This window comes from Myxococcus vastator, assembly GCF_010894475.1.
Classification (GTDB): domain Bacteria; phylum Myxococcota; class Myxococcia; order Myxococcales; family Myxococcaceae; genus Myxococcus; species Myxococcus vastator.
Map to the genome: position 1 here is coordinate 1 of NZ_JAAIYB010000093.1, position 21,797 is coordinate 21,797.

Below are 21,797 nucleotides of genomic sequence, written 5' to 3' on the forward strand. Positions count from 1 at the left end.
CCACGAGACAGGCGGGGCGCCGTGCCGCACCGCGCCCCCGCCCTACAGGCCGAGCTGCTTGGCGATGATTTCGTTCATCACCTCACTGGTGCCACCGCCGATGGGCCCCAGCCGCGCGTCACGCCAGTGGCGCTGGATGTCGTACTCCATCATGTAGCCCGCGCCGCCGTGGAGCTGGAGGCACTCATCCGCCACGCGGCAGCACGTCTCGGTGGCCACCTTCTTCGCCATGGACGTCTGCGCCACCGCCCACTCGCCGGCCACGTGCAGGCGCAGCGCGTGGTAGGTGAGCTGACGCGCCGACTCCCGCGCGGTGAAGAGCTCCGCCAGCTTGTGGCGCACCACCTGGAACTGGTGGAGCGACTGGCCGAAGGCCCGCCGCGACTTCACGTGCGCCAGCACCGTCTCCAGCATGTCGTCCATGGCCCCCACCGCGCCCAGCGCGAGCGACAGGCGCTCCCACTGGAAGTTGCCCATGATCTGCGCGAAGCCCTGCCCCTCCACCCCGAGCAGGTTCTCCGCGGGCACGCGGCAGTCCTCGAAGAACAGCTCCGCGGTGTCCGAGGCGCGCCAGCCCAGCTTGTCCAGCTTGCGCCCCACGGAGAAGCCCGGCGTGCCCTTCTCCACCACCACCATGGACAGGCCCTTGTGGCCCGCGGCCGGGTCCGTCTTCACCGCCAGCACCACGAAGTCCGCGCGCACACCGTTGGTGATGTACGTCTTGGAGCCGTTGAGGACGTAGCTGTCGCCCTCGCGCCGCGCGGTGGTGCGCAGCCCCGCCACGTCCGAGCCCGCGTCCGGTTCGGTGATGCCCAGCGCGCCCAGCTTCTCACCCCGGATGGCGGGGGCCAGCCAGCGCTGCTTCTGCGCGTCCGTGCCGAACTGATGGATGGGCCCCGTGGAGATGGTGAACTGGGCCCCCAGCCCCGCGGACACACCGCCCGAGCCGCAGCGCCCCAGCTCCTCCAGCAGCACCGCCTCGTACAGCTCCCCCGCCGCCGAGCCCCCGTACGCCACCGGGTACTTCAAGCCGAGGAAGCCCAGCTCGCCAAAGCGGGTGAAGAGCGCCCGAGGAAACTCCTCCCGGGCCTCCCACTCCCTCACGAAGGGGAGAATCTCCCGCTCCACCACCGCACGCACGGTGCGACGAAACGCGTCATGCTCTTCCAGGTACAGCCCGTGGCCGTGAAGCATCTTTCGAGCACCTCGTCCTTTCGGGTGCTCGCACGCACGCGCACCCGGGGTGGAACCTTCTGGTGACGGCATGGTAACGGGACGGATGCACAGCAGGCAGCTGTTGCAGCCTTGACCGCGTGGTAGCGGGCTGCGTATAAAGCCGACCCCATCCTGTCGGCGCCATAGCCAAGTGGTAAGGCAAAGGTCTGCAAAACCTTCATTCCCCGGTTCGAATCCGGGTGGCGCCTCTAAAGACACAAGGCCCGGTGCGGAAGTCACTCCGCATCGGGCCTTGTCCTTTTCAGGGACCGCGTGGACGGGTCAGCAGCCCAGCTCCACCGCGCCGATGTCCGGTCCCCCGCCGCAGAACGGGATGCCGATGTCGGCGCCCGAGTCCTGGGCCATGGGCCCCGGCGCGAACGCCGCCCCGAGGTCCGCCGAGCCGAGGCGCGAGGTGGTGTCTCCCGAGGTGGCCTGGTAGGCGGTGAGGTCCACGGGCTCGCCGTCCTGCTTGAACTGGGCGCCCGCCGGGAAGAGGTTGTTGCCCATCTGCATCCCCGGAGCCATGGGGCCCAGGTTCACCGCGATGGGGGCTTCCGCGAAGATGTTGTTCCGCACCACGGGGGAATCGGTGGGGCCGCCGGTGCCATGGCCGATGACGAGCGCCGTGGCCGCGCGGGTGACGGTGTTGTTGACCACCGAGGTCCCCTGCGAGTTCTCCAGGCGGATGCCGGTGCCCTCGCCGCCTCCGGCCTCGGTGATGTCGTACACGCGGTTCCGGCGGATGACGACGCCGGTGGGCATGGCGCCTTCGTGGTTGCCGCCCACCGCGATGCCCTTGGCGCCGTCGTAGATTTCGTTGTCCTCCACCAGCACGTTGCTCGCGGAGTAGTGGATGACGACGACGTCCCCTCGCGCCGTGGAGCTGGGGAGGAAGTGGTGCATCCGGTTGTTGCGGAGCGTCACGCCGTAGCACGTCTTGATGTCCACGGCATTCTCTCGGTTGGCGTAGAAGTGGTTGTTCTCCACCAGCAGGTTCTCCGCGGGCGCCAGGTCGCTGAAGCCCTCGGGCCCCAGGCACTGCACGGAGTCACCGGAGTTGTCGTGGATGTCGTTGTTGCGCACGGTGACGTCGCGCGACGTGGGCTGCACCACGACGCCGTGCGAGTCCTCGTTGCCGGTGGTCTTCACGAAGTCGTGGATGTGGTTGTTCTCGATGGTGGGCCCGGTGGCGTGGTTGAACGTCGTCACCGCGCCGCCGCCCGTGCCGCCGTGCAGGTCCGAGTTGACGAGCATCGAGCCCGTCACGTCGCCCTCGAAGGTGACGGCGAAGGGCGTCTGACCCTCCAGGTCGATGTCGAAGCCGTCGATGATCCAATGCGGCTGGCGCACCTGCACCAGCCCGTGCTCGCCGGGGCCCAGGACGATGCGCGGGTTGCCCTCTCCCTGGAGCGTGATTTTCGCGTCGGCCGTGCCCGGCTTCGCGTTGTCACCGATGATGACGCGCTCCGCGTAGGTGCCGGGGAGCACACGGATGAGCTCGCCCGGGCCGGCCAGGCTGATGGCCTTGTTGAGGGTGAGCAGCGGCTGCGCGGCGCTGCCGTCCCCGGCGTCGTTGCCAGCGGTGCTCACCACCCACTCACGGGTGTAGACGGGGGCCTCGGCGGCGACGCTCATCGCCGTGGCGTTGACGGCGGGCTGAGGCGACGGGTCCTCGATGTTGGCGTGGTCCGAGTGGTCCGGCAGCGCGGCCACCGGAGTCCCCGCCACCGCCTGCACGCCGACGGGCGGACGCGTGGTGAAGGCCCGGGTGGGCGTGGGCGACTCCGCCGGCCCAGGCTCGGGCGTGGGCACGGGGCGAGGGGCCGGGCGCTGAGCGGGCACCGGCATCCCTCCACTGTCGGAGCCCGAGCAGGCCGTCGAGCTCAGCAGGAGCATGCTCGTGGCCAGGAACGTCAGCTTCAGGCAGTTGCCGTGTCGGATTTTCATGAGCAGGGGCAACGCCGGAAGCCCTGTGCGCTATTCATCCCCTCGCGTCCCGACACGCACCAGCCAGCCTGCCCGGCGGGCGCACGACGAACGGTCCGTGACAGCGTGGAGGTGCGACAGTACGGTGACGCCCCCCGTGCGCCACGCCGTCACTCAGCTTCTCGCCGCCGTCCTGCTCTCCGCCTGCGCGGCCTCGAAACCCGCGGCTGACAGCCCCCGTGCATCCGCGACCGGGCCGGCCGTCGTGTCATCGTCCGCGACCGCGGCGGTCCCTCAGGACAGCGAAGCGGGTCCTCCTGGCGCAGACACCTCGGCGGCCCAGGGCACGCCCGGAGCGTCGTCCAACATGACGGACAGCGCCCCCGCGCCCCCGTCCCACGGCCCCTCGGCGAGTGACGACGCGGCGCGGGCCTCCGCTTCAGGCGTGCCTGCTTCGCCCACGAATGGAGCGGCCCCGGACGCACCACCGCGGCACAGCCACGGCCACCACGAGGCGACGTCAACGGGCACGGCGCCACCGCAGGTGGAGGACCCGCTGGCCCAGGGGATTCCCACGCCGGGAGACCTCAAGCGCCTGGACTTCCGGGGTGGTGAGCCACGCGTCCCGGTGCGCCTGATGGAGGGCCGGAACGAGGTCACCTTCTCCCCGCGAGGCCGGATGCGCCTGCGCTTCGGCGGGCCCGACGAGAAGATGCTCGACGCGGCGGCGGGCACGCGCTGGACGGTCCGGGTGACGCAGGGGAGCCCGGCGGTGCTGTCCGCGCGCGTGCAGTTGGCCGAGTTCCGCATGGCCGACCGCGCGGGCCTCCAGGCGGCGCTGGAGTCATGGCGCGAGAAGGGGCTCGCGGTCCGAGCCCAGGTCCTGGGCTCCGTGTACGGCATCGCCGGGAAGGTCATCGACAACCGGCGCACCCTGCTGCTGGTGGACGAGGTCCTCACGCCCGAGGCGGCCGGCAGGAAGCAGGCGGAGCTGCTGCGCAGCCACGGCGTGCAGACGACCCTGTTCGAAGAGGTACGCACGCCGGCCAAGGCCATCCTGGAGGTGCGCGACGAGGCGGGCGTCGTCGTGGGCCTGGCCCAGGACCGGCTGGACGCGGAGACGCCCGACGGCGCGGGCTTCGACGTGCGCCAGGTCGAATACGGCGTGGGCTACGCCTTCCACGACTTCGAGGACCGCACGTTCCGGGGCGCGCTCCAGCTCGTCGTGGACCGTTCGGGCCGGCTGGCGGTGGTGAACGTCGTCCCCTTGGAGGACCTGCTCAAGGGCCTGGTCCCCGCGGAGATCTTCGCCCGGGCCCACTCGGAGGCGCTCAAGGCCCAGGCCGTCACCGCGCGTGGCGAGGTGCTGGCGAAGGTGGGCATCAAGCACCTGGCGGACCCCTACCTCCTGTGCTCGGAGCAGCACTGCGCCGTCTACCGGGGCCGTACCGGTGAGGCCGCGAGCACCACCGCCGCCGTGGAGGCGACCCGGGGCGAAGGCCTCTTCAGCGAGGACGGCCGCCTGGTGGACTCCGTCTACAGCGCCGTCTGCGGCGGACACACCGAGGACAACGACGTGGTGTGGGGCGGGGCTCCGGACCCCAGCTTGCGTGGCCGCCCGGACGTCATCGGCCCCGTGGGCGCCATTCCCTTGCCCGCCAGCCTGGAGCGCTGGCTGACGACCGCCCACCTCCCGGCGGCCTGCCGGCTGTCCAGCTTCGCGCAGCCCAGCAAGTTCCGGTGGGAGAAGCGCTTCACCGCCGAGCAGGTGGACACCCGCCTGAAGCGGCTGGGCGTGGGGCGCGTCCAGGCCCTGGCGCTGACGGACCGGGGCGTCTCCGGCCGCGCGGCCGTGCTGTCGGTGTCCGGCGACAAGGGCGCCACCCAGGTCCGGGGCGAGCTCAACATCCGCCGCCTGTTTGGCATGCTCAACAGCAGCATGGCGGTGGTGTTGGCCGAGCGGGACGCCGAGGGCCGGCTCACCGGCTGGCTTTTCCGTGGCGGGGGCTGGGGGCACGGCGTAGGAATGTGCCAGACGGGCGCCATCGGCCGGGCGGAGGCCGGGCAGCGCTACCAGGACATCCTCCGTCACTACTTCAACGGTGCCGAGGTGGCCCCCATCTATTGAAGCTGGGAGGGGTTATCCTTGAACGCGACGGGACTACTCCGCCCGTTCGGAGGTTTATCATCCCGCCGTGAGCACGGGTTCTCCAACAAACTGGCGCCGCCGGAAGCGGCAGGGGTCGTCCGCGGGGCGCTTCGCCGCGGCGCTCGCGCTCGCCCTGCTCCTCCATGCCGTCTACGTGGGCACCCTGCTGCTGACGAGCTCGTTCCAGGGCGACGGGAAGGCGCGCAAGCCCGTGACGCGGCCCACCTCCGTGGCCGTGCGTCCGCTCACCGCCGACCAATGGGCGCAGAACCGCGGCAAGGCCTCCCCCCAGACGAAGTCCCAGGCGTCGGAGCGTCCCAAGGCCTTGGACAAGAAGCCGGAGGAGAAGAAGCCCGACGAGCCGCCCAAGGGGCAGGTGGTGGACGTCGCGCCCGGCAACAACGAGGTGGACCCGAACGCGAAGTACCTCGCGGAGAGCAACAACCGCGTGAACAAGGAGACGCGCGCCCGGGAGCAGACGCCCTTCTACCGGAACGCCATGCCCCAGCGGACGGCGCCGCAGAATCAGGAAGGCCAGAACACGGACGCGCAGACGCCGCCCCGCATGGCCGGCAACAACGGCATGGGCAACGACGACCGGCCCGTGTCCCAGGGTGGCCAGAAGCCCGCCTTCGAGATTCCCGACGCCCGCAAGAAGAACGAGGTGGCGATGAAGACGGACCCGACGTCGCCGGGCCCGGGCGTGGAAGTGAACAACCAGAACGAGAGCGACGAGGTGGTGGGTAACTCCAAGCGCCTCAACATCCAGCCCGGCACCGGCGGCGAGGAAGCCGGCTCCACGGGCCGCGCGGGCGCTCCGGGGCTGGCCTCGTTGACGCCGTCGCGCGCCGTCATGGACAAGATTCTGGGAGCCGCGCCCAATGACCACCTGCAGGACGCCGAGGAGGGCGACGGCACCCTCCTCAACACGCGCGAGTGGAAGTACGCCAGCTTCTTCAACCGCGTGAAGCAGAGCGTGGGCATGCACTGGAACCCCAACGATCAGCTGCGCCGCAGGGACCCCACCGGTGGCATCTACACGGGGCGGGACAGGTACACGCTGTTGCAAATCACGCTCGACGAGCGCGGCCAGGTGATGGACATCCAGGTGGAGAAGAGCAGCGGGCTCGACTTCCTCGACTTCGAGGCAGTGTCGTCCTTCAAACGCGCGCAGCCCTTCCCCAACCCGCCGCCCGGCCTGCTGTCGGACGACGCCAAGGTGAAGTTCCAGTTCGGCTTCTTCATGGAGATGGGCGGCGGCCCGAAGATGCGGCTGTTCCGCCAGCCCAACTGAGCGCGCACTGAAGTACCGTGCGGCGCCGTGGAAGCAACGACGCTCACCGATAGAAACCTCGCGCAGCAGGAGCGGAACCGGAAGGTCCGCCACGTGCTGCTGGGCATCCTCGTGGCCAACTGGGTGGTGGCCAGCGCCAAGCTGCTCTTCGGGATGCTCAGCCAGTCCGCAGCGGTGACGGCGGACGGGCTGCACTCGTTCATCGACGGCGGCTCCAACGTGCTGGGGCTGGTGGCCATGGGCGTGGCGTCACGCCCGGCGGACGCGGACCACCCCTATGGCCACGGCAAGTTCGAGGCGCTCGCGTCGCTGGGCATCGGCGCGATGATTGGCGTGGGCATGCTGGAGCTGGGGCGCATGGCGCTCGACTCGGTGCTCAACGACAAGCACCCCCAGGTGACGGGCACCATGGCGGCCGTCATGGCCTTCACCCTGGTGGTGAACATGGTGGTGACGCGGGTGGAGCGGCACTACGGGCGCAAGTACAAGAGCTCCCTGCTGCTGGCGGACGCGAGCCACACGATGTCCGACGTCTACGTCACCCTGGCGGTGCTCGGCTCCCTGCTGCTCGTGTGGCTGGGCTACCCGCGCGCGGACGGGCTGATTGCGCTGGCCGTCATGGTGTTCGTGGCCTGGGTGGCCTACGGCATCGTCCGGCAGGCGGTGGGCATCCTCTCCGACACGGCGCGCCTGGAGCCGGACGAGGTGAAGCGGCACACGCTGGCCGTGCCGGGCGTGCGCTCCTGCCGCGACGTGCGCAGCCGCGGCATGGAGGAGAGCGTCTACGTGGACCTCAAAATCGAGGTGGACCCGCAGCTCACCACCGCGCAGGCCCACGAGGTGGCGGACCGGGTGGAGCGCGCGCTGCAAGCCGCCTATCCCCAGGTGGTGGACGTGGTGGTCCACGTGGAGCCGGACCGCGGCGCCATGGCCGCCCCCGCGTGACGACAAAGGCCGCCTCCCCACGGCGGGGAGACGGCCTGTGTCACCACTCAATGCGAGGTGCGCGTCAGGCCGTGGCGGCCTTCGGCTCCGGCGTCATGTAGTCCTCGATGGGCGGGCACGCGCAGACCAGCTTCCGGTCACCGAGCACGCTGTTGAGCCGGCCCACGGAGGGCCAGAACTTGTTGTCACGGACCCACGGCGTGGGGAACACGGCCTGCTCCCGCGAGTAGGGACGGTTCCACTCCGGCGCGGCGACGACGCGCGCGGTGTGCGGGGCGTGCTTGAGGACGTTGTTGTCCTTGGGCATGCGGCCCTCCTCGATGTCCCGAATCTCCTGCCGGATGGCGATCATCGCGTCGCAGAAGCGGTCCAGCTCCGCCTGGGACTCGCTCTCCGTCGGCTCAATCATGAGCGTGCCCGCCACCGGGAAGGACACGGTGGGCGCGTGGAAGCCGTAGTCCATGAGCCGCTTGGCCACGTCCTCCACCTCCACGCCGGCCGTCTTCTTGAGCGGGCGTAGGTCGACGATGCACTCGTGCGCCACCTTGCCGCGCTTGCCCCGGTACAGCACCGGGTAGTGCGCGTCGAGCCGCTCGGCCACGTAGTTGGCGTTGAGGATGGCCAGCTTGGTGGCCTGGGTGAGGCCCTCCCCGCCCATCATCGCGATATACATCCACGAGATGAGCAGGATGCTCGCGCTGCCCCACGGCGCCGCGGAGATGGCGCCAATGGCCTCCGAGCCACCCGTGTGGATGACGGGGTGCCCCGGCAGGAACTTCACCAGGTGGCTGGCCACGCAGATGGGGCCCATGCCCGGGCCGCCGCCGCCGTGCGGGATGCAGAACGTCTTGTGCAGATTGATGTGGCACACGTCCGCGCCAATCAATCCCGGCGCCGTGAGGCCCACCTGCGCGTTGAGGTTGGCGCCGTCCATGTACACCTGGCCGCCGCGCTCGTGGATGATGGCGCAGATTTCGCGAATCTCCTCCTCGAACACGCCGTGGGTGGACGGGTACGTCACCATCAGCGCGGCCAGCGCGTCCTTGTGCGCCTCCGCCTTGGCGCGCAGGTCATCCAGGTCGATGTTGCCGTTCTCATCGCACTTGGTGACGACGACCTTGTAGCCCGCCATCACCGCCGAGGCGGGGTTGGTGCCGTGCGCGGAGGACGGAATCAGGCACACGTTCCGGTGCCCCTGGCCGCGGCTCTGGTGGTACGCGCGGATGACGAGCAGGCCCGCGTACTCCCCCTGGCTGCCGGCGTTGGGCTGGAGCGAGCACCCCGCGAAGCCCGTCACCTGCGTCAGCATCTGCTCCAGCTGCTCGAAGATGACCTTGTAGCCGGCCGCCTGCGAGGTGGGCGCGAACGGGTGCAGCCGCCCGAACTGGGGCCACGTCACCGGAATCATCTCCGCGGTGGCGTTGAGCTTCATGGTGCAGCTGCCCAGCGGAATCATCGAGTGCGTGAGGGACAGGTCCTTCGCCTCGAGCCGCCGGATGTAGCGCAGCATCTCCGTCTCGGAGTGGTAGCTGTTGAAGACGGGGTGCGTGAGGTACGCGCTGGAGCGGCGCAGCGCCTGCGACACGGCGCTCTCCACGCCCTCACCCACCAGGTCCGCCAGCACCGGCGCGGAGGACTTGCCGGTGCCGGTGGCGAAGGCCGCCAGGATGTCCTCCACGTCCGCGGGCCGCGTCGTCTCGTCCAGGGACACGCCCAGCGTCTTCTCGTCGATGCGGCGGAAGTTCATCCGCGCCGCCTCGGCGGCCCCCAGCACCGCGCGCACATGCGCGGCCGTCAGCTCCACGCGCAGCGTGTCGAAGTACTGCTCGTGCTTCAGCTTGAGGCCCAGCTTCGCCAGGCCGCGCGCCAGCAGCACCGTGAGGCCGTGCACGCGCTCGGCGATGGCCTTCAGCCCGGAGGGGCCGTGGTAGACGGCGTACATGCTGGCGATGACGGCCAGCAGCACCTGCGCGGTGCAGATGTTGCTCGTCGCCTTCTCGCGGCGGATGTGCTGCTCGCGCGTCTGGAGCGCCATGCGCAGCGCGCGGCGGCCCTGCGCGTCCTCGGACACGCCGATGATGCGGCCGGGCATGACGCGGGTGTACGCGCTCTTCGTGGCGAAGTAGCCCGCGTGCGGACCGCCGTAGCCCATGGGCACGCCGAAGCGCTGGGCGCTGCCCACCGCCACGTCCGCGCCGAACTCACCCGGCGGCGTCAACAGCGTGAGGCTGAGCAGGTCCGCGGCCACCACGAACAGGCCGCCCGCGGCGTGCACCTGCTCGCCGAAGGCCCGGTAATCCAGCACCGCGCCGTCCGTGGCCGGGTACTGCACCAGCGCGCCCACGAACTTCTTCGAGCCCAGGTCCACCGCGCGGTGGTCACCCACCACCACCTCCACGCCCAGCGGCTGGGCGCGGGTGCGCACGATGTCCACCGTCTGTGGGTGGCAGGCGTCGGACACGAAGAAGGCCGCGCCGGACTCCTCGCCCTTGAGGTGCACGGCCAGGGCCATGGCCTCCGCGGCGGCGGTGCCTTCATCCAGCAGCGAGGCGTTGGCCACCTCCAGGCCCGTCAGGTCCATGACCACCGTCTGGAAGTTGAGCAGCGCCTCCAGGCGGCCCTGCGCAATCTCCGCCTGGTAGGGCGTGTACTGGGTGTACCAGCCGGGGTTCTGGAAGACGTTGCGGAGGATGACGTTCGGCGTGTGCGTGTCGTGGTAGCCCATGCCGATGAAGGACCGGAACACCTGGTTCTTCGCGGCGATGGACTCCAGGGCCGCCAGCAGCTCGTGCTCGCCGCGCGCGGTCGCGAGCTTCAGCGGCGCCTGGGCGCGGATGACGGGCGGGACGGCCTGGTCGATGAAGGCATCGAGCGAGTCCACGCCCAGCGCGGACAGCAGCTGCTTCAGCTCGGTCTCATCCGGACCGTTGTGACGGCCGGCAAACGGCTCCTGATACTTCCAGTTCAAGGACATGGCTTTGGGGCTCGCGGGCGAGTCGTGCGTCGAGAAGTCGAGGACCGTCCCTAACAGCCAGTCCCCGTCCCTTCACTCTCAGCTGTTCTGGAGCAGGGCGGTGTACGCGGCGGCGTCCAGGAGTCCGTCCACCTGCTTGGGGTCCGAGGGCTCGATCTCCACGATCCAGCCGGCACCATAGGGGTCGGTGTTCACGGCGGAGGGGTTGTCCGACAGGCCGTCGTTCACCTTCACCACCTTGCCCGTCAGCGGCGAGTACAGCTCCGACACCGCCTTGGTGGACTCAATGACGCCGAACTGCTTGCCCTCCGTCACCGTGGCGCCCACCTTGGGCAGCTCCACGTAGACCACGTCGCCCAGGGACTCCTGCGCGTGCTGCGTGACGCCCACCACCACCGAGGTGCCCTGGACGCGGGCCCACTCGTGCTCACGGGTGTACTTCAGGTCGCCGGGGATGTTGTCGGCCATGTCGTTGCTCCTGTCTGGAACGAGGATGCTTCAGGGCTTCTTGTGGAACGGAGTCTTCACCACCACGGCGGGCACCGCGCGACCGCGGATGTCCACGTCGAAGGTGGAGCCCTCCGCGGACAGCGCGGTGGGCACGTAGCCGATGCCAATGGCCTTCTTCACGGTGGGGCCCAGGGTGCCGCTGGTCACCTCCCCCACCGGCGCGCCGTCCTTGAGGATGGCGTAGCCGTGGCGCGGGATGCCGCTGCCGGTCAGCTCGAAGCCCACCAGCTTGCGCTTCACGCCCGCGGCCTTCTGCGCCACCAGCGCCTCCTTGCCGATGAAGGCCGCCTTGTCCAGCTTGACGATCCACCCCAGCCCGGCCTCCAGCGCGGTGTGCTGATCGTCGATGTCGTTGCCGTAGAGCGCGTACTTCATCTCCGTGCGGAGGCTGTCACGGGCGCCCAGGCCGCACGGCTTCACGCCGTCTTGCTGGCCTTCGGTGAGCAGCGCGTCCCACAGCGCCACCGCGTCCCCGGCCGCGCTGTACAGCTCGAAGCCGTCCTCGCCGGTGTAGCCGGTGCGGGAGATGAGGCACTTCACGCCGGCGACCTCGCCCTCGGTGAAGCGGTAGGTGCCCAGCTTCGACAGGTCCGTCTTCGTCAGGCGCTGGACCAGGCCGGCGGCCTTGGGGCCCTGCACGGCGAGCTGCGCGTAGTCGTCGCTCCGGTCCACCGGCGCCACGCCCTGGGCGTGCGACTTCATCCACGCGAAGTCCTTCTCGCGGTTGCTGGAGTTGACGCAGATGAGGATGCGCTCGGGGCTGAAGCGGTAGGCGACGACGTCGTCCACGAAGGTGCCCCGCTCGTCGAGCAGGCCCGCGTACACCGCCTGCCCGTCCGCGATGCGGGCCAGGTCGTTGGAGATGAGCGCGTTGACCGTCTCCAGGGCGCCGGGGCCGGTGAACTCCACCTCGCCCATGTGGGAGACGTCGAACAGGCCAACGCCGGTGCGCACGGCTTCATGCTCGCCGATGACGGAGCTGTACTGGACGGGCATGTCCCAACCAGCGAAGTCGACCATCCGGGCCCCCAGCTTGCGGTGAGCCTCGTTGAGGGGCGTGTGCCGGGCCATCTTCTTCTCCTGGAGGGGTGTGGAAAACGGCGCGGACTATAGCCGCGAGACTTGCCCGATCAAGGACGACGCGGAGCGTCTACACTGGAAGCAACATGAAGATTCGTAATCGGTTGAATCCCTCCGACCCGTGCTTCTCCTTCGAGTTCTTCCCGCCCCGGACGGACGAAGGCGAGGCCAACCTGCTCAAGGCGCTGGAAGACCTGGCGACCCTGCAGCCGGGGTTCGTCTCCGTGACGGAGGGCGCGGGCGGCAGCACCCGGACCCAGACGGTGGACCTGGTGCTGCGCATCAAGCAGGAGACGGGCATCGAGGCGATGGCGCACCTGACGTGCGGGGGCCACACCCCGGCGGAGCTGGGCACCGTGCTGGAGCGGCTGTCGGCCGCGAAGGTGGACAACATCCTGGTGCTGCGCGGAGACCCGCCCAAGGGCCAGACGCGCTTCGAGCCCACGCCCGGGGGTTTCCGCTACGCGTCGGAGATGGTGCGATTCATCCGAGAAGAGGATTTCAACTTCTGCCTCGGGGGAGCGTGCTATCCGGAGGGCCACGTGGAGACGCCCTCCCGTGACGACGACCTGCGTCATCTCAAGGCCAAGGTGGACGCCGGCCTGGACTTCGTGGTGACGCAGCTCTTCTTCGACAACGCGTTCTACTTCGACTTCGTGGAGCGGGCGCGGCGCGCGGGCATCAACGTCCCCATCGTCCCCGGCATCATGCCCATCACCAACTACGAGCAGATCCAACGATTCACGCGCCTGTGCGGAGCCACCGTGCCCATGCGCCTGTCGTTGCAGCTCGAAAGGGTGAAGGACAATCCGGAGGCCATGGCCCAGCTCGGCGTGGCGCATGCGACGGTGCAGTGCATGGAGCTGCTGTCGCGCGGCGTGCCTGGCATCCACTTCTACACGCTCAACAAGTCCCCGGCGACGCGGATGATCGTGAGCGCACTGCGAGCCCGTTCATGAGTGGTCCTGGAATCCACCTGCCCAAAGACGACCCGCGCCACAAGGTCCTCAACATCATCCGTCCGCCCGCCTTCTTCCTGCTGTGCGTGGGCGTACTGAACGTCATCTACAACATCGCCGGGTTCGTGCTGGCGGCGCTGAAGGTGACCTCCCCCTTCGTGCCCGCGGGCGCGGAGGCGTCCACGCTGGAGCTGTCACCCACGCTGGCGCTGATGCTGCTCGTGGGCATCCTCTGCGGGGTGCTGTCCGCCTGGGGCGCCATCTGCGCGCTCAACCTGAAGGGCTACGGCCTGGCCACGGTGGGCGGCATCACCGCGCTCTACATCCTGTCTCCCGGCTGCGTCATTGGCGTCCCCGTGGCCGTGTGGATGCTCTTCACCCTGCGCCGCGACGGGGTGCGCGAGGCCTTCCAGGCCTGAGCGTTCAAAACACGGCGGTTGGAGCGTCGGCCCGCCGCCGTGAATTGATGGTCAGGCCACACGGCCCGCGGCCACGCCGCCTGGCGTCTGGAGCCTGGCGCTCCCTCTGACGCGGCCCCGCTCTGTTCACCCCTGGCGCTCCCCCCTGCCCCGGGGTCGTAGCCGTGCGGGCTTTCACCCTTTCTCGATTTCCCTCACTTTCGGAGCCACACGAGGAGAGGCGCGCGCCGAGCGCCGTCTCCCAGCGCGGGGGTGGCCATGATTGCGTTCGGGGTCGAGCGGGGAGCGCCTGAACCTCTGACGGAGCTGGCTCGGAGGCTGAGCCGCGCCGAGGAGAAGGACCGCGCCCGGGGAATGTTCTTCCTGGGGGCGCTGGAGGTGGTCCGGCAGGAGGCGGGAGCGGCCGCCGCGGCGCGGTGCCTGGCGGCCTCGCGCGAGCGCGCCTTCGTGCCCTTCTTCCTGTACCCCATCACCAGCTTCCTGCGGCTGTCCTTCAGCGCCGCGGGGCTGCTGGCGCCGCGGCTGGGCGGCTTCGAGGCGGCCATGCGGACCATTGGCGCCCGGTCCGCCCAGGACTTCCTGAGCACCGTGGTGGGGCGCAGCTTCCTGGCGTTGTCCGGGGGCTGCCCGCGCCGGCTCGTCAGCAACCTGCCGTCCGGCTACAGCACCGCCGTCAGCTACGGCGAGCGGGAGGTGGAGTGGTTGGGCGAGCGCCAGGGCCGCCTCAACATGTTCCGAGACTTCATGCCGCACAGCTACCACGAGGGCGTGCTGCGCGCGGCGCTGGCCGCCATTGGCGCCCGGGACACGCACGTCCTCGGGCGTGCCACGGGCCTGCTGGACGGCGAGTACGAGGTGTCCTGGAGCTAGAGGGCGACTTCGGCGGCCTGGCAACCCGCCGGGAGGCAGAGGGTGAAGACGCTGCCCTCCCCTTCCCGGCTCTCCACGCGCAGGGTGCCGCCGTGCTGCCGCACCGCGCTGGCCACCACCGACAGGCCCAGGCCCGTGCCCGCGGGCTTCGTCGTGAAGAGCGGCTCGAAGATGCGCTCCTGCATCGCCTCCGAAATGCCCATGCCGTTGTCGGACACGCGGATGATGAAGGCGCTCCCACCGCCACCTTCCGCGAGCACGTCCACCCTGCCCGGCCGGCCCTCCGGCAGGGCCTCCACCGCGTTCTGCACCAGGTTGATGAGCACCTTGCGCAGCAGCTCGCGGTCCACCCAGGGCGGCTCCAGCGAAGGGGGGACGCTGTTCTGGATGCGCACCCCTTCGCGGGCCGGCACCACGTCCAGCACCTCCTCCATCAACGCGTGCAGCGAGCAGGGCCGCAGCTCCAGCGGGCGCTCGCGAGCGAAGTCCAGCAGCTCGGAGGAGATGCGTGAGCACACCGCCAGCTCACGCTCGATGATTTCCAGGAAGCGCTGGAGCCGCTGGTCCGCCAGCGTCACGTCCAGCTTGCGCAGGTGACGGACGACCACGGCGTTGGCGGTGCGGGCCGCGGCCAGCGGGTTGCGCAGCTCGTGGCTCACCGTCGCCGTCATCCGCCCCACCGCCGCCAGCTTCTCCACCCGCGCGGCCTGCTCGCGGTAGGAGCTCAGCTCCCGGCGCACGCGCGCCAGCGCATGCTCATGGTCCACGCGCTCGTTCGCGTACGCGCCTTCCAGCAGCACCTGCTGCACCGCCACGCGCCGCATCTCCCCCAGCGTCTCGCGGCACGCAATCACCAGCACCCCGTTGACGAACACCATCCAGAAGGAGTGCTCCAGGAAGCGCCACCACGCGGGATTCGACACGCCGAAGATGGACTCCGGCCACCAGATGCCACGCAGGCAGTGCTCCAGCACCGCCGTGACGGTGGCGGTCGCCATCACCGCCGGGTCCCGGTAGAAGGCCAGGAAGGCCAGCGAGCCGAACACGTAGAAGTGCGTTTCGATGCGGCCGCCCGTCAGGTGGATGAAGAGCGCGGCCCAGAGCATCTGCGCCACCGCCACCACGTGCCGCGTGGCGACGTCCCCGGGCCGCAGCCGCGCCAGCACCAGCGGGAAGGCGGACAGCAGGCCGCCCAACACCCCCGCCACCTGCAGATGGGGGTGCACCACCCGCGACGTCCCCTGCCAGGCGAAGGGCGACAGCACCGCCGCCACCGCGATGGCGACCAGCCACTGCCCCACCATCAGCACCGCGAAGCGCGAGTCCACCCGCCGTCGCACGGCCTCCAGGTGCTCACCGAGCAGCGCCTCCACCCGCACCTCCAGCGCGTCGACCCCACGTGCGAGCACCCTGTTGCCGCAGGTCTCCGTGGACACGGGAGCCTCCGTTCGCACGTCCTCCCCGCGTGTATGGCCGAATCGCCCCCGAAGCACAGGTGCGCCCACATCCTGGTCAATCATTGCGTGACTCACCCCGGCCATACCGGCCCCCCCGGATGAGTCGCCATCCTAACCCCTGACATCCCCCTGGCAATCCAAACCTGTCAGAATAAACAGACTGTTCCGACAGAAACATGCAACTTGCCCTTGGGGCTCGTTGATGACGGTGTGAAACACACCGTCACCCGCGCGTTCCATCAACAGGGATTGAACAAGCGTTGAACAGCTTCTGTAGCAGGGGCTTCAACAGCGCGCCCCCGCGCAACGCCTCACGCCAGCGCGCGGGGATGCGCTCCACGCCGTGGATGAGCCCGGCGATGCCTCCCGCCACCGCGGCGGTGGTGTCGGTGTCCCGGCCCAGGCGGACCGCGGCCTTCACCACCTGCTCGTAGGTGTCGTGCTCGGCCACACACTGGCGCGCGGAGCGGAGGCAATCCACCACGTAGCCCGTGCCTGTGCCGCGGATGGACTCCCAGCCCGGCGGCAGGACGTGCGTGTCCAGCTCCGTGCGGGCTTCGAAGCCTTCGGGATACAGCTCGCGGAACGCCTCCACCGCGGCCGTCCAGGCGTCCGAGGCACCCGCGCCCCGCAGGATTCGGCGGGCCCACAGGCAATACAGCGCGCAGCACACCTGGGAGCGCATGTGTCCATGCGTGACGCGCGACTGGGTCATCGCGTCCGAGGCCAGCTTCGCGTCACTGCCCGAATGCCAGAGCGCCAACGGCAGCACGCGCATCAACGCGCCATTGCCGTTGTCCTGTTCGCCCTTGGGTCCGGCCATCAGCGCGGGCGTCCCGGCGTGGACCGAGGCCAGGGCCGTGCGCGTCTGGATGCCCACGTCGAACACCTGGCCGTCCACGGCGAGGTAGCCCCACTCCAGCCAGTTCACCAGGCGACGGCCCAGGTCCTCCGGGTCCAGCTGTCCACGGAAGAGCAACGAGTCCAGCAGGCACAGCGCATGCGCGCCATCGTCGGACCAGGTGCCCGGCGGAACCCCGTCATGCGCGCGCTGGAAGCCCTCGGGCGGCTGGAAGTCGATGTCCTCGGGCGGTGGAATCCGCGCGGGCGCGTGGAACTCGTAGGGCACGCCCAGCGCATCCCCCACCAGCAGTCCGTAGATTCCCCCGGCAAGCTGCCCCTCGCGACTCGGCATGGTGTTGCCTCCCCCACGGTGAGGCGCGACACGCTAGGACAACGCCCGAGCGCGCGTACAGCGGACGCACGCCGCTGGACGCCGGGGGCCGTGGCTGTCGCAACAAAATTGCGCCTCCAGGCCCCGCCATGCAGGCTGCCTCGCGAACCGGGCCATGCCGAGCCCCACGTCCAGGAGCCTCGATGTCCGCCGTATCGCCCCTTGCCCAACCCGAGGCCTGGAACCTGGTGGCGCCCGAGTACGTGCGCGAGCTGATGCCCACCTTCGAGACGTTCTCCCGGGATGCCCTGCTCCGGGCCGGCGTGGCGCGAGGGACGCGGGTCGTGGACGTCGCCGCGGGGCCGGGCACGCTCGCGCTGCTCGCCGCGCGCGACGGCGCCCACGTCACGGCGGTGGACTTCTCCCCGGAGATGATTTCCGCCCTGCGCGCCCGGGCCGCGGAGGCGAAGCTCGACATCGACATCCTGGAGGGTGATGGCATGGCGCTGCCGTTCGAGGCGAACGCGTTCGACGCCGCCTTCTCCATGTTCGGCCTGATGTTCTTCCCGGACCGGGCGCGCGGCTTCCAGGAGCTTCACCGGGTGCTGAAGCCGGGCGGCCGGGCCGTCGTGTCCAGTTGGACGCCCTTTGAGCGCTCGAAGGAGCTGCGCGCCGTGTACACCCGCCTCTGGGAGCAGCTGGGCGCGAAGCCGTCACAGCCGGGCGCCATCCCCCTGTCCGACCCCGACACCTGTCAGCGGGAGATGTCCAGCGCGGGCTTCACCCACGTCACGGTGCACGAAGTGGAAGGCCACATCGACTACCCGTCCACGGCCGCCATGGTGGACGCCACCACCCGCTCCAGCGCGCCCGTCGTGCTGGCGCGCAAGGCGCTGGGCGCGCAGTGGGACTCGCTGCTCTGGTCCATGCACGAGCACGCGCAGGCGGAGCTGGGCCCCGGCCCCCAGCGCGTCACCCTCACGGCCTACGTGACGGCAGGCGCCAGGCCGTAGCGCACGGCCGCGTCGAGCGTGTTGCGCATCAGCATGGCGATGGTCATGGGCCCCACGCCACCGGGCACGGGGGTGATGAACGACGCGCGCTCGGCGGCGGCCGCGAACTCCACGTCGCCCACCAGCTTGCCTCCCGGCGTGCGGTTCATCCCGACGTCGATGACCACCGCGCCGGGCTTGAGCCACGCGCCCTTCACCAGCTCGGCCACGCCCACCGCGACCACCAGGATGTCCGCGCCTTCCACTTCACGGCGCAGGTCGCTCTTGCTGTGGCAGAGGGTCACCGTGGCGTTCTTCTGGAGCAGCATCAGCGCCATGGGCTTGCCCACGATGTTGCTGCGCCCCACCACCACGGCCCGCTTGCCCGCGGGGTCGCAGCCAATCTCCTCCAGCAGCCGCATCACCCCGTAGGGCGTGCAGGCCCGGGTGGTAGGCCGGCCCAGGAGCAGGTTGCCAGCGTTGAGCGGGTGGAAGCCGTCCACGTCCTTCTCCGGCTTCACGGCGGAGATGATGACGTCCGGGTCGAGGTGCCTGGGCAGTGGCAGCTGCACCAGGATGCCGTGCACCGCCGCGTCTTCGTTGAGCCGGTGGACCAGGGCCAGGAGCGCGTCCTGGGTGATGTCTGCTTCCGGGTGGTGCTCCCAGGACTGGATGCCCACTTCCCCGGCGACCTGCTTCTTCCGGCTGACATACACCTTGGAGGCGGGGTCCTCCCCCACGCGCACCACGGCCAGCCCCGGCGTCAGGCCATGCTCCTGCTTGAGCCGGTCGACCTCCGCCTTGACTTCGGCTCGCACGCGCGCCGCGACCGCATTGCCATCAATCAACTGGGCGTTCACGCGTGCCACTCTATGCGAAACTCCTCCGCCGGAAAGGGAGCGGAACCTCGGCCATGGGCGCAGGAACAGTGCTGGGAGCAATGCTGGGGTTGATGGCGGGCCTGCTCGTGGGCAGCCCCTGGGCCATTGTCATGCTGCTCATCGCGGGCGGCTTCGCCGGGCGCTACTACGACGCCCAACATGCCCTGCCGCCCGAGGACCCGGAGGCCCTGGCCGACTTCTCCCACGCCCCCTACGCCCTCACCCATGACGCCACGTCGGAGGCGGCGCTCGCGCCTCGCGAGGAGGAGCCCTACGAGCAGCTCGCCAGTGACTTGTGCGCCGTGTTCGTCGAGGTGGCCCACGCGGATGGCGAGGTCCGCCGCGACGAGGTGCGCGTGGTGCGGCGCTACTTCCAGACGACGCTGGGCTACGGCCCCGAGGCCCTGGAGCTGGTCCGGCGCCACCTCAAGGTCTTCCTGGCCCACCCGCCCGACCTGGACGCGGCCGTCAGCGCCTGCCATGCCCAGCTCCCCTCGGCCGAGCGGCACCGGCTGCTGGACACGCTCTACGAGCTGGCGCTGGCTGACGGCGGCATGCAGCGCTCCGAACGGGAGGTCCTCCGCCGCGTCGCCGAGGGCCTGGACATCTCCGAGGCGGACGAGCAGGCCATCATCGCCCTGCACCTGGGCGCCGGGGATGAACACTACACCGCGCTGGGCCTGACGCCGGACGCCACGGATATCGAGGTGAAGCGCGCCTTCCGGCAGCTCGCCGCGGAGTACCACCCCGACAAGTCCGCCCACCTCGGCCGTCAGGCCGCCGAGCAGGCCGCCCGTCGCTTCCAGCACGTCCGCGACGCCTATGAAGAGATTCGGCGCCTGCGCGGGCTGTAGCGCCGGATTACATCCCCCAAGAGTCGCCCACGACGAGGACGCACTTCCCGCCATGAGTCAGCAGCGCAACGGCCCCAAGAAGAAGGAAGCGGCTTTCAGCAACAACCCCTTCAAGTCCGCCATCCAGGTCATGAAGGACCAGGACAAGAAGGCGGCGCAGGAGAAGGCCGCGGCGGAGGTCTCGAAGCGCAAGGCCGCGGCGCCCCCGCCCCGGGCCACGAAGGCCCCCAAGGTCCGCGAGGAGGACGACGCCTCCCTCTTCTACTCCGCCATGGACGGCGTGCAGCAGCTCACCCACCGGGGCGAGGCGCCCGTGCCCAACCCGCGCCTGCCGGAAATCATCGACGAGAACGCGGAGGCGCTCGCGCAGCTCTCCGAGCTGGTCGCCGGCCAGGGCGACTTCGACTTCGCCGGCACGGACGAGTTCATCGAAGGCGCGGGCCCCGGCATCGACCGGAACCTGCTGCGCGCGCTGCGCCGGGGCGACTTCGCCATCCAGGGCCAGCTGGACCTGCACGGGAAGACGCAGGCCGAGGCGCGCGACGCGCTGGAGCGTTTCCTGGGTGACAGCCGCCGCGCGAAGAGGCGCTGCGTGCTCGTGGTGCACGGTCGCGGTTTGAACTCCAAGGACCAGATTCCCGTGCTGAAGGAGCGACTCAAGGGGTGGCTGTCGGAGAAGCGGATTGGCCGGATGGTGCTGGCGTTCGCTACCGCACGTCCTCAGGACGGAGGCACCGGCGCGGTGTACGTGCTGCTCCGGCGGTAGTCTTTACGCGCGCCCGGCACTGTGCATACATGCCGTCATGGCACGCGATCTGATCGACCTGCATATCCACGTGGGTGGCGCTGTGGCGCCCCACATCCTCTGGTCCATCGCCCACCAGCAGGGCTTCAAGCTCCCGGTGAAGAACTACTTCGACTTCGTGGAGCTCATCACCTCCCGTCCGGGCAAGGTGGGGAGCCTGGACGACTACCTGAAGATCCTCCACACCTGGACGGAGAAGATCCAGTCGTCCCCCAGCGCGATCGAGCGCTCCGTCTACGAGGTCATCGGCAAGGAGTACCGCGGCAGCCGCGTGACGCAGATGGAGCTGCGCTTCAACCCGATGAAGCGCAACCTGAACTCGGAGCTGGACCTGGACCACATCATCCACGCCGCGCTGCGCGGCATGGACCGCGCGGTGCTGGAGTACGGCGTGAAGATGGGGCTCATCTTCTGCCTGGCCCGCGAGTTCGACCACCGGCTCAACAGCATCATCGTGGACAAGGCCATCAAGTACCGCACGCGCGGCGTGTGCGGCATCGACCTGGCCGGCACGGAGACGAACGCCATGGAGCTGCGGCCGGAGGTCGTCACCCAGTACGAGGAGCTCTTCTCGCGCGCCCGCCGCGCCGGGCTCAAGTGCACGGTGCACACCGGCGAGACGCGCGGCACGGGCGCCGAGGGCGTCATGGCCGTGGTGGAGAAGCTCCAGCCGCACCGTATCGGCCACGGCATCCGCGCCGCCTACGACGAGCACGCGATGAAGGTGCTGCGCGAGCGCGACATCGTCCTGGAGCTGTGCCCCACGTCCAACCTGCACACCAAGGCCGTGGAGGGCGTGGAGGAGCTGCGCCACATCGTCCGCACCTTCTGGGACCGCAAGGTGAAGTTCACCATCAACACCGACGGTCCCTACCTGCTGGAGACGGACATGCGGCGGGAGATCGACATCATCGAACAGAACGGCATCCTCACGCCCGAGCAGGTGGATCAGACGCTCGCCTGGGCCCGTGAGGCCTCATTCATCCCCGCTTGAGCCACGCCATGTACGGACTCACCCGCTCGCTCCTCTTCCAGCTCTCCGCGGAGCGCGCGCACCGGCTCGGCATGGCGGGGCTCCACTACCTGGGCCGCTCACGGGACTTGTGTGAGTCCCTGCGCGAGAAGGCCCTGGAGGGCGCCCCGCCCGGCCTGGCCGTGGAGGTGGCCGGCCTGCGCTTCGCCCACCCCGTGGCGCTGGCCGCCGGCCTGGACAAGGACGCGGAGGCGGTGGACGGCCTCTTCGCCTGCGGCTTCTCCGCGGTGGAGATTGGCACCCTCACGCCCCCGCCC

The 21,797-nt window shown here is 69.9% G+C and carries 18 protein-coding genes, 1 tRNA gene and 1 pseudogene; 12 read left to right on the top strand and 8 right to left on the bottom strand.

Translation table 11 applies throughout. From position 1 onward, the window contains the following. Positions 1 to 42 precede the first annotated feature (42 nt). Positions 43 to 1,194, bottom strand: a complete 1,152-nt coding sequence (locus tag G4D87_RS12090; RefSeq protein ID WP_163782084.1) for an acyl-CoA dehydrogenase family protein — start codon at positions 1,192 to 1,194, stop codon at positions 43 to 45. A gap of 158 nt (positions 1,195 to 1,352) precedes the next feature. Between G4D87_RS12090 and G4D87_RS12095 the strand changes: the two genes are divergently transcribed. Further along, a tRNA-Cys gene (locus G4D87_RS12095) sits at positions 1,353 to 1,424 on the top strand. A 73-nt stretch (positions 1,425 to 1,497) separates the two neighbouring features. On the opposite strand, the gene G4D87_RS12100 is transcribed toward G4D87_RS12095, so the two are convergent. Beyond that, positions 1,498 to 3,165, bottom strand: a complete 1,668-nt coding sequence (locus tag G4D87_RS12100; protein WP_371928530.1) for a right-handed parallel beta-helix repeat-containing protein — start codon at positions 3,163 to 3,165, stop codon at positions 1,498 to 1,500. Between the two features lie 97 nt (positions 3,166 to 3,262). On the opposite strand from G4D87_RS12100, the gene G4D87_RS12105 reads away from it, so the two are divergent. The 3 genes from G4D87_RS12105 (at position 3,263) to G4D87_RS12115 (ending at position 7,532) form a co-directional block, all read left to right on the top strand. Beyond that, positions 3,263 to 5,272, top strand: coding sequence for a SpoIID/LytB domain-containing protein (locus G4D87_RS12105; RefSeq protein WP_163782088.1), 2,010 nt, complete (start codon positions 3,263 to 3,265; stop codon positions 5,270 to 5,272). 67 nt (positions 5,273 to 5,339) lie between these two features. Then, entirely contained in the window at positions 5,340 to 6,587 is a 1,248-nt protein-coding gene (locus G4D87_RS12110; protein ID WP_163782091.1) for an energy transducer TonB family protein, read from the top strand. A 27-nt stretch (positions 6,588 to 6,614) separates the two neighbouring features. After that, positions 6,615 to 7,532: a cation diffusion facilitator family transporter gene (locus G4D87_RS12115; RefSeq protein WP_163782093.1), complete on the top strand. Its 918-nt coding sequence runs from the start codon at positions 6,615 to 6,617 to the stop codon at positions 7,530 to 7,532. A gap of 64 nt (positions 7,533 to 7,596) precedes the next feature. Here the strand turns inward: G4D87_RS12115 and gcvP are convergent, their stop codons facing one another. The 3 genes from gcvP to gcvT all read right to left on the bottom strand — a co-directional run bounded on the left by gcvP (position 7,597) and on the right by gcvT (position 12,087). Further along, positions 7,597 to 10,506 (bottom strand): aminomethyl-transferring glycine dehydrogenase, encoded by a 2,910-nt coding sequence (gene gcvP / locus G4D87_RS12120; RefSeq protein WP_163782095.1) that lies wholly within the window; start codon positions 10,504 to 10,506, stop codon positions 7,597 to 7,599. Positions 10,507 to 10,584: 78 nt separating this feature from the next. Further along, positions 10,585 to 10,974, bottom strand: a complete 390-nt coding sequence (gene gcvH, locus G4D87_RS12125; RefSeq protein ID WP_163782097.1) for a glycine cleavage system protein GcvH — start codon at positions 10,972 to 10,974, stop codon at positions 10,585 to 10,587. A 30-nt stretch (positions 10,975 to 11,004) separates the two neighbouring features. Continuing rightward, positions 11,005 to 12,087, bottom strand: coding sequence for a glycine cleavage system aminomethyltransferase GcvT (gene gcvT, locus G4D87_RS12130; protein ID WP_163782099.1), 1,083 nt, complete (start codon positions 12,085 to 12,087; stop codon positions 11,005 to 11,007). Positions 12,088 to 12,182: 95 nt separating this feature from the next. Between gcvT and metF the strand changes: the two genes are divergently transcribed. The 3 genes from metF to G4D87_RS12145 all read left to right on the top strand — a co-directional run bounded on the left by metF (position 12,183) and on the right by G4D87_RS12145 (position 14,344). Beyond that, the gene (metF, locus tag G4D87_RS12135; protein WP_163782101.1) at positions 12,183 to 13,055 is read left to right on the top strand and encodes a methylenetetrahydrofolate reductase [NAD(P)H]; all 873 of its coding nucleotides are present in this window, start codon (positions 12,183 to 12,185) and stop codon (positions 13,053 to 13,055) included. Next, positions 13,052 to 13,474, top strand: coding sequence for a hypothetical protein (locus G4D87_RS12140; RefSeq protein ID WP_163782103.1), 423 nt, complete (start codon positions 13,052 to 13,054; stop codon positions 13,472 to 13,474). The genes metF and G4D87_RS12140 overlap by 4 nt, the downstream gene beginning before the upstream one ends. A gap of 258 nt (positions 13,475 to 13,732) precedes the next feature. Beyond that, positions 13,733 to 14,344 (top strand): DUF2378 family protein, encoded by a 612-nt coding sequence (locus G4D87_RS12145; protein WP_163782105.1) that lies wholly within the window; start codon positions 13,733 to 13,735, stop codon positions 14,342 to 14,344. Here the strand turns inward: G4D87_RS12145 and G4D87_RS12150 are convergent. Both G4D87_RS12150 and G4D87_RS12155 read right to left on the bottom strand, forming a co-directional pair. Then, complete coding sequence (locus G4D87_RS12150) at positions 14,341 to 15,864, bottom strand: ATP-binding protein (RefSeq protein ID WP_163782107.1); 1,524 nt, start codon at positions 15,862 to 15,864, stop codon at positions 14,341 to 14,343. The genes G4D87_RS12145 and G4D87_RS12150 overlap by 4 nt on opposite strands. 160 nt (positions 15,865 to 16,024) lie before the next feature. Then, complete coding sequence (locus tag G4D87_RS12155; RefSeq protein WP_163782109.1) at positions 16,025 to 16,996, bottom strand: ADP-ribosylglycohydrolase family protein; 972 nt, start codon at positions 16,994 to 16,996, stop codon at positions 16,025 to 16,027. 182 nt (positions 16,997 to 17,178) lie between these two features. On the opposite strand from G4D87_RS12155, the gene G4D87_RS12160 reads away from it, so the two are divergent. Further along, positions 17,179 to 17,988, top strand: a complete 810-nt coding sequence (locus G4D87_RS12160; RefSeq protein WP_163782111.1) for a class I SAM-dependent methyltransferase — start codon at positions 17,179 to 17,181, stop codon at positions 17,986 to 17,988. On the opposite strand, the gene folD is transcribed toward G4D87_RS12160, so the two are convergent. Beyond that, a complete protein-coding gene (folD, locus tag G4D87_RS12165; RefSeq protein ID WP_163782120.1) occupies positions 17,961 to 18,827 on the bottom strand; it encodes a bifunctional methylenetetrahydrofolate dehydrogenase/methenyltetrahydrofolate cyclohydrolase FolD in 867 nt (288 codons plus the stop codon). The two genes, G4D87_RS12160 and folD, sit on opposite strands and share 28 nt — an antisense overlap. A 53-nt stretch (positions 18,828 to 18,880) precedes the next feature. Here folD and G4D87_RS12170 point away from each other — a divergent pair, with 53 nt between their 5' ends. The 4 genes and pseudogenes from G4D87_RS12170 to G4D87_RS12185 form a co-directional block, all read left to right on the top strand. Next, a complete protein-coding gene (locus tag G4D87_RS12170; RefSeq protein WP_163782113.1) occupies positions 18,881 to 19,702 on the top strand; it encodes a TerB family tellurite resistance protein in 822 nt (273 codons plus the stop codon). A gap of 52 nt (positions 19,703 to 19,754) precedes the next feature. Beyond that, complete coding sequence (locus G4D87_RS12175) at positions 19,755 to 20,468, top strand: Smr/MutS family protein (RefSeq protein ID WP_163782115.1); 714 nt, start codon at positions 19,755 to 19,757, stop codon at positions 20,466 to 20,468. 37 nt (positions 20,469 to 20,505) lie between these two features. Continuing rightward, positions 20,506 to 21,501 carry an amidohydrolase family protein gene (locus G4D87_RS12180; protein WP_163782118.1) on the top strand — a complete coding sequence of 332 codons (996 nt, stop codon included), beginning with the start codon at positions 20,506 to 20,508 and terminating at the stop codon, positions 21,499 to 21,501. Positions 21,502 to 21,509: 8 nt separating this feature from the next. Beyond that, a pseudogene (locus tag G4D87_RS12185) lies at positions 21,510 to 21,797 on the top strand (quinone-dependent dihydroorotate dehydrogenase); the annotation flags it as partial.

Excerpts from the sequence above, each read along its gene's own strand:
- G4D87_RS12090 (WP_163782084.1), bottom strand. The coding sequence starts at position 1,194 with ATGCTTCACGGCCACGGGCTGTACCTGGAAGAGCATGACGCGTTTCGT.
- G4D87_RS12100 (WP_371928530.1), bottom strand. The coding sequence starts at position 3,165 with ATGAAAATCCGACACGGCAACTGCCTGAAGCTGACGTTCCTGGCCACG.
- gcvP (WP_163782095.1), bottom strand. The coding sequence starts at position 10,506 with ATGTCCTTGAACTGGAAGTATCAGGAGCCGTTTGCCGGCCGTCACAAC.
- gcvH (WP_163782097.1), bottom strand. The coding sequence starts at position 10,974 with ATGGCCGACAACATCCCCGGCGACCTGAAGTACACCCGTGAGCACGAG.
- gcvT (WP_163782099.1), bottom strand. The coding sequence starts at position 12,087 with ATGGCCCGGCACACGCCCCTCAACGAGGCTCACCGCAAGCTGGGGGCC.
- metF (WP_163782101.1), top strand. The coding sequence starts at position 12,183 with ATGAAGATTCGTAATCGGTTGAATCCCTCCGACCCGTGCTTCTCCTTC.
- G4D87_RS12140 (WP_163782103.1), top strand. The coding sequence starts at position 13,052 with ATGAGTGGTCCTGGAATCCACCTGCCCAAAGACGACCCGCGCCACAAG.
- G4D87_RS12145 (WP_163782105.1), top strand. The coding sequence starts at position 13,733 with ATGATTGCGTTCGGGGTCGAGCGGGGAGCGCCTGAACCTCTGACGGAG.
- G4D87_RS12150 (WP_163782107.1), bottom strand. The coding sequence starts at position 15,864 with ATGATTGACCAGGATGTGGGCGCACCTGTGCTTCGGGGGCGATTCGGC.
- G4D87_RS12155 (WP_163782109.1), bottom strand. The coding sequence starts at position 16,996 with ATGCCGAGTCGCGAGGGGCAGCTTGCCGGGGGAATCTACGGACTGCTG.
- G4D87_RS12160 (WP_163782111.1), top strand. The coding sequence starts at position 17,179 with ATGTCCGCCGTATCGCCCCTTGCCCAACCCGAGGCCTGGAACCTGGTG.
- G4D87_RS12170 (WP_163782113.1), top strand. The coding sequence starts at position 18,881 with ATGGGCGCAGGAACAGTGCTGGGAGCAATGCTGGGGTTGATGGCGGGC.
- G4D87_RS12175 (WP_163782115.1), top strand. The coding sequence starts at position 19,755 with ATGAGTCAGCAGCGCAACGGCCCCAAGAAGAAGGAAGCGGCTTTCAGC.
- G4D87_RS12180 (WP_163782118.1), top strand. The coding sequence starts at position 20,506 with ATGGCACGCGATCTGATCGACCTGCATATCCACGTGGGTGGCGCTGTG.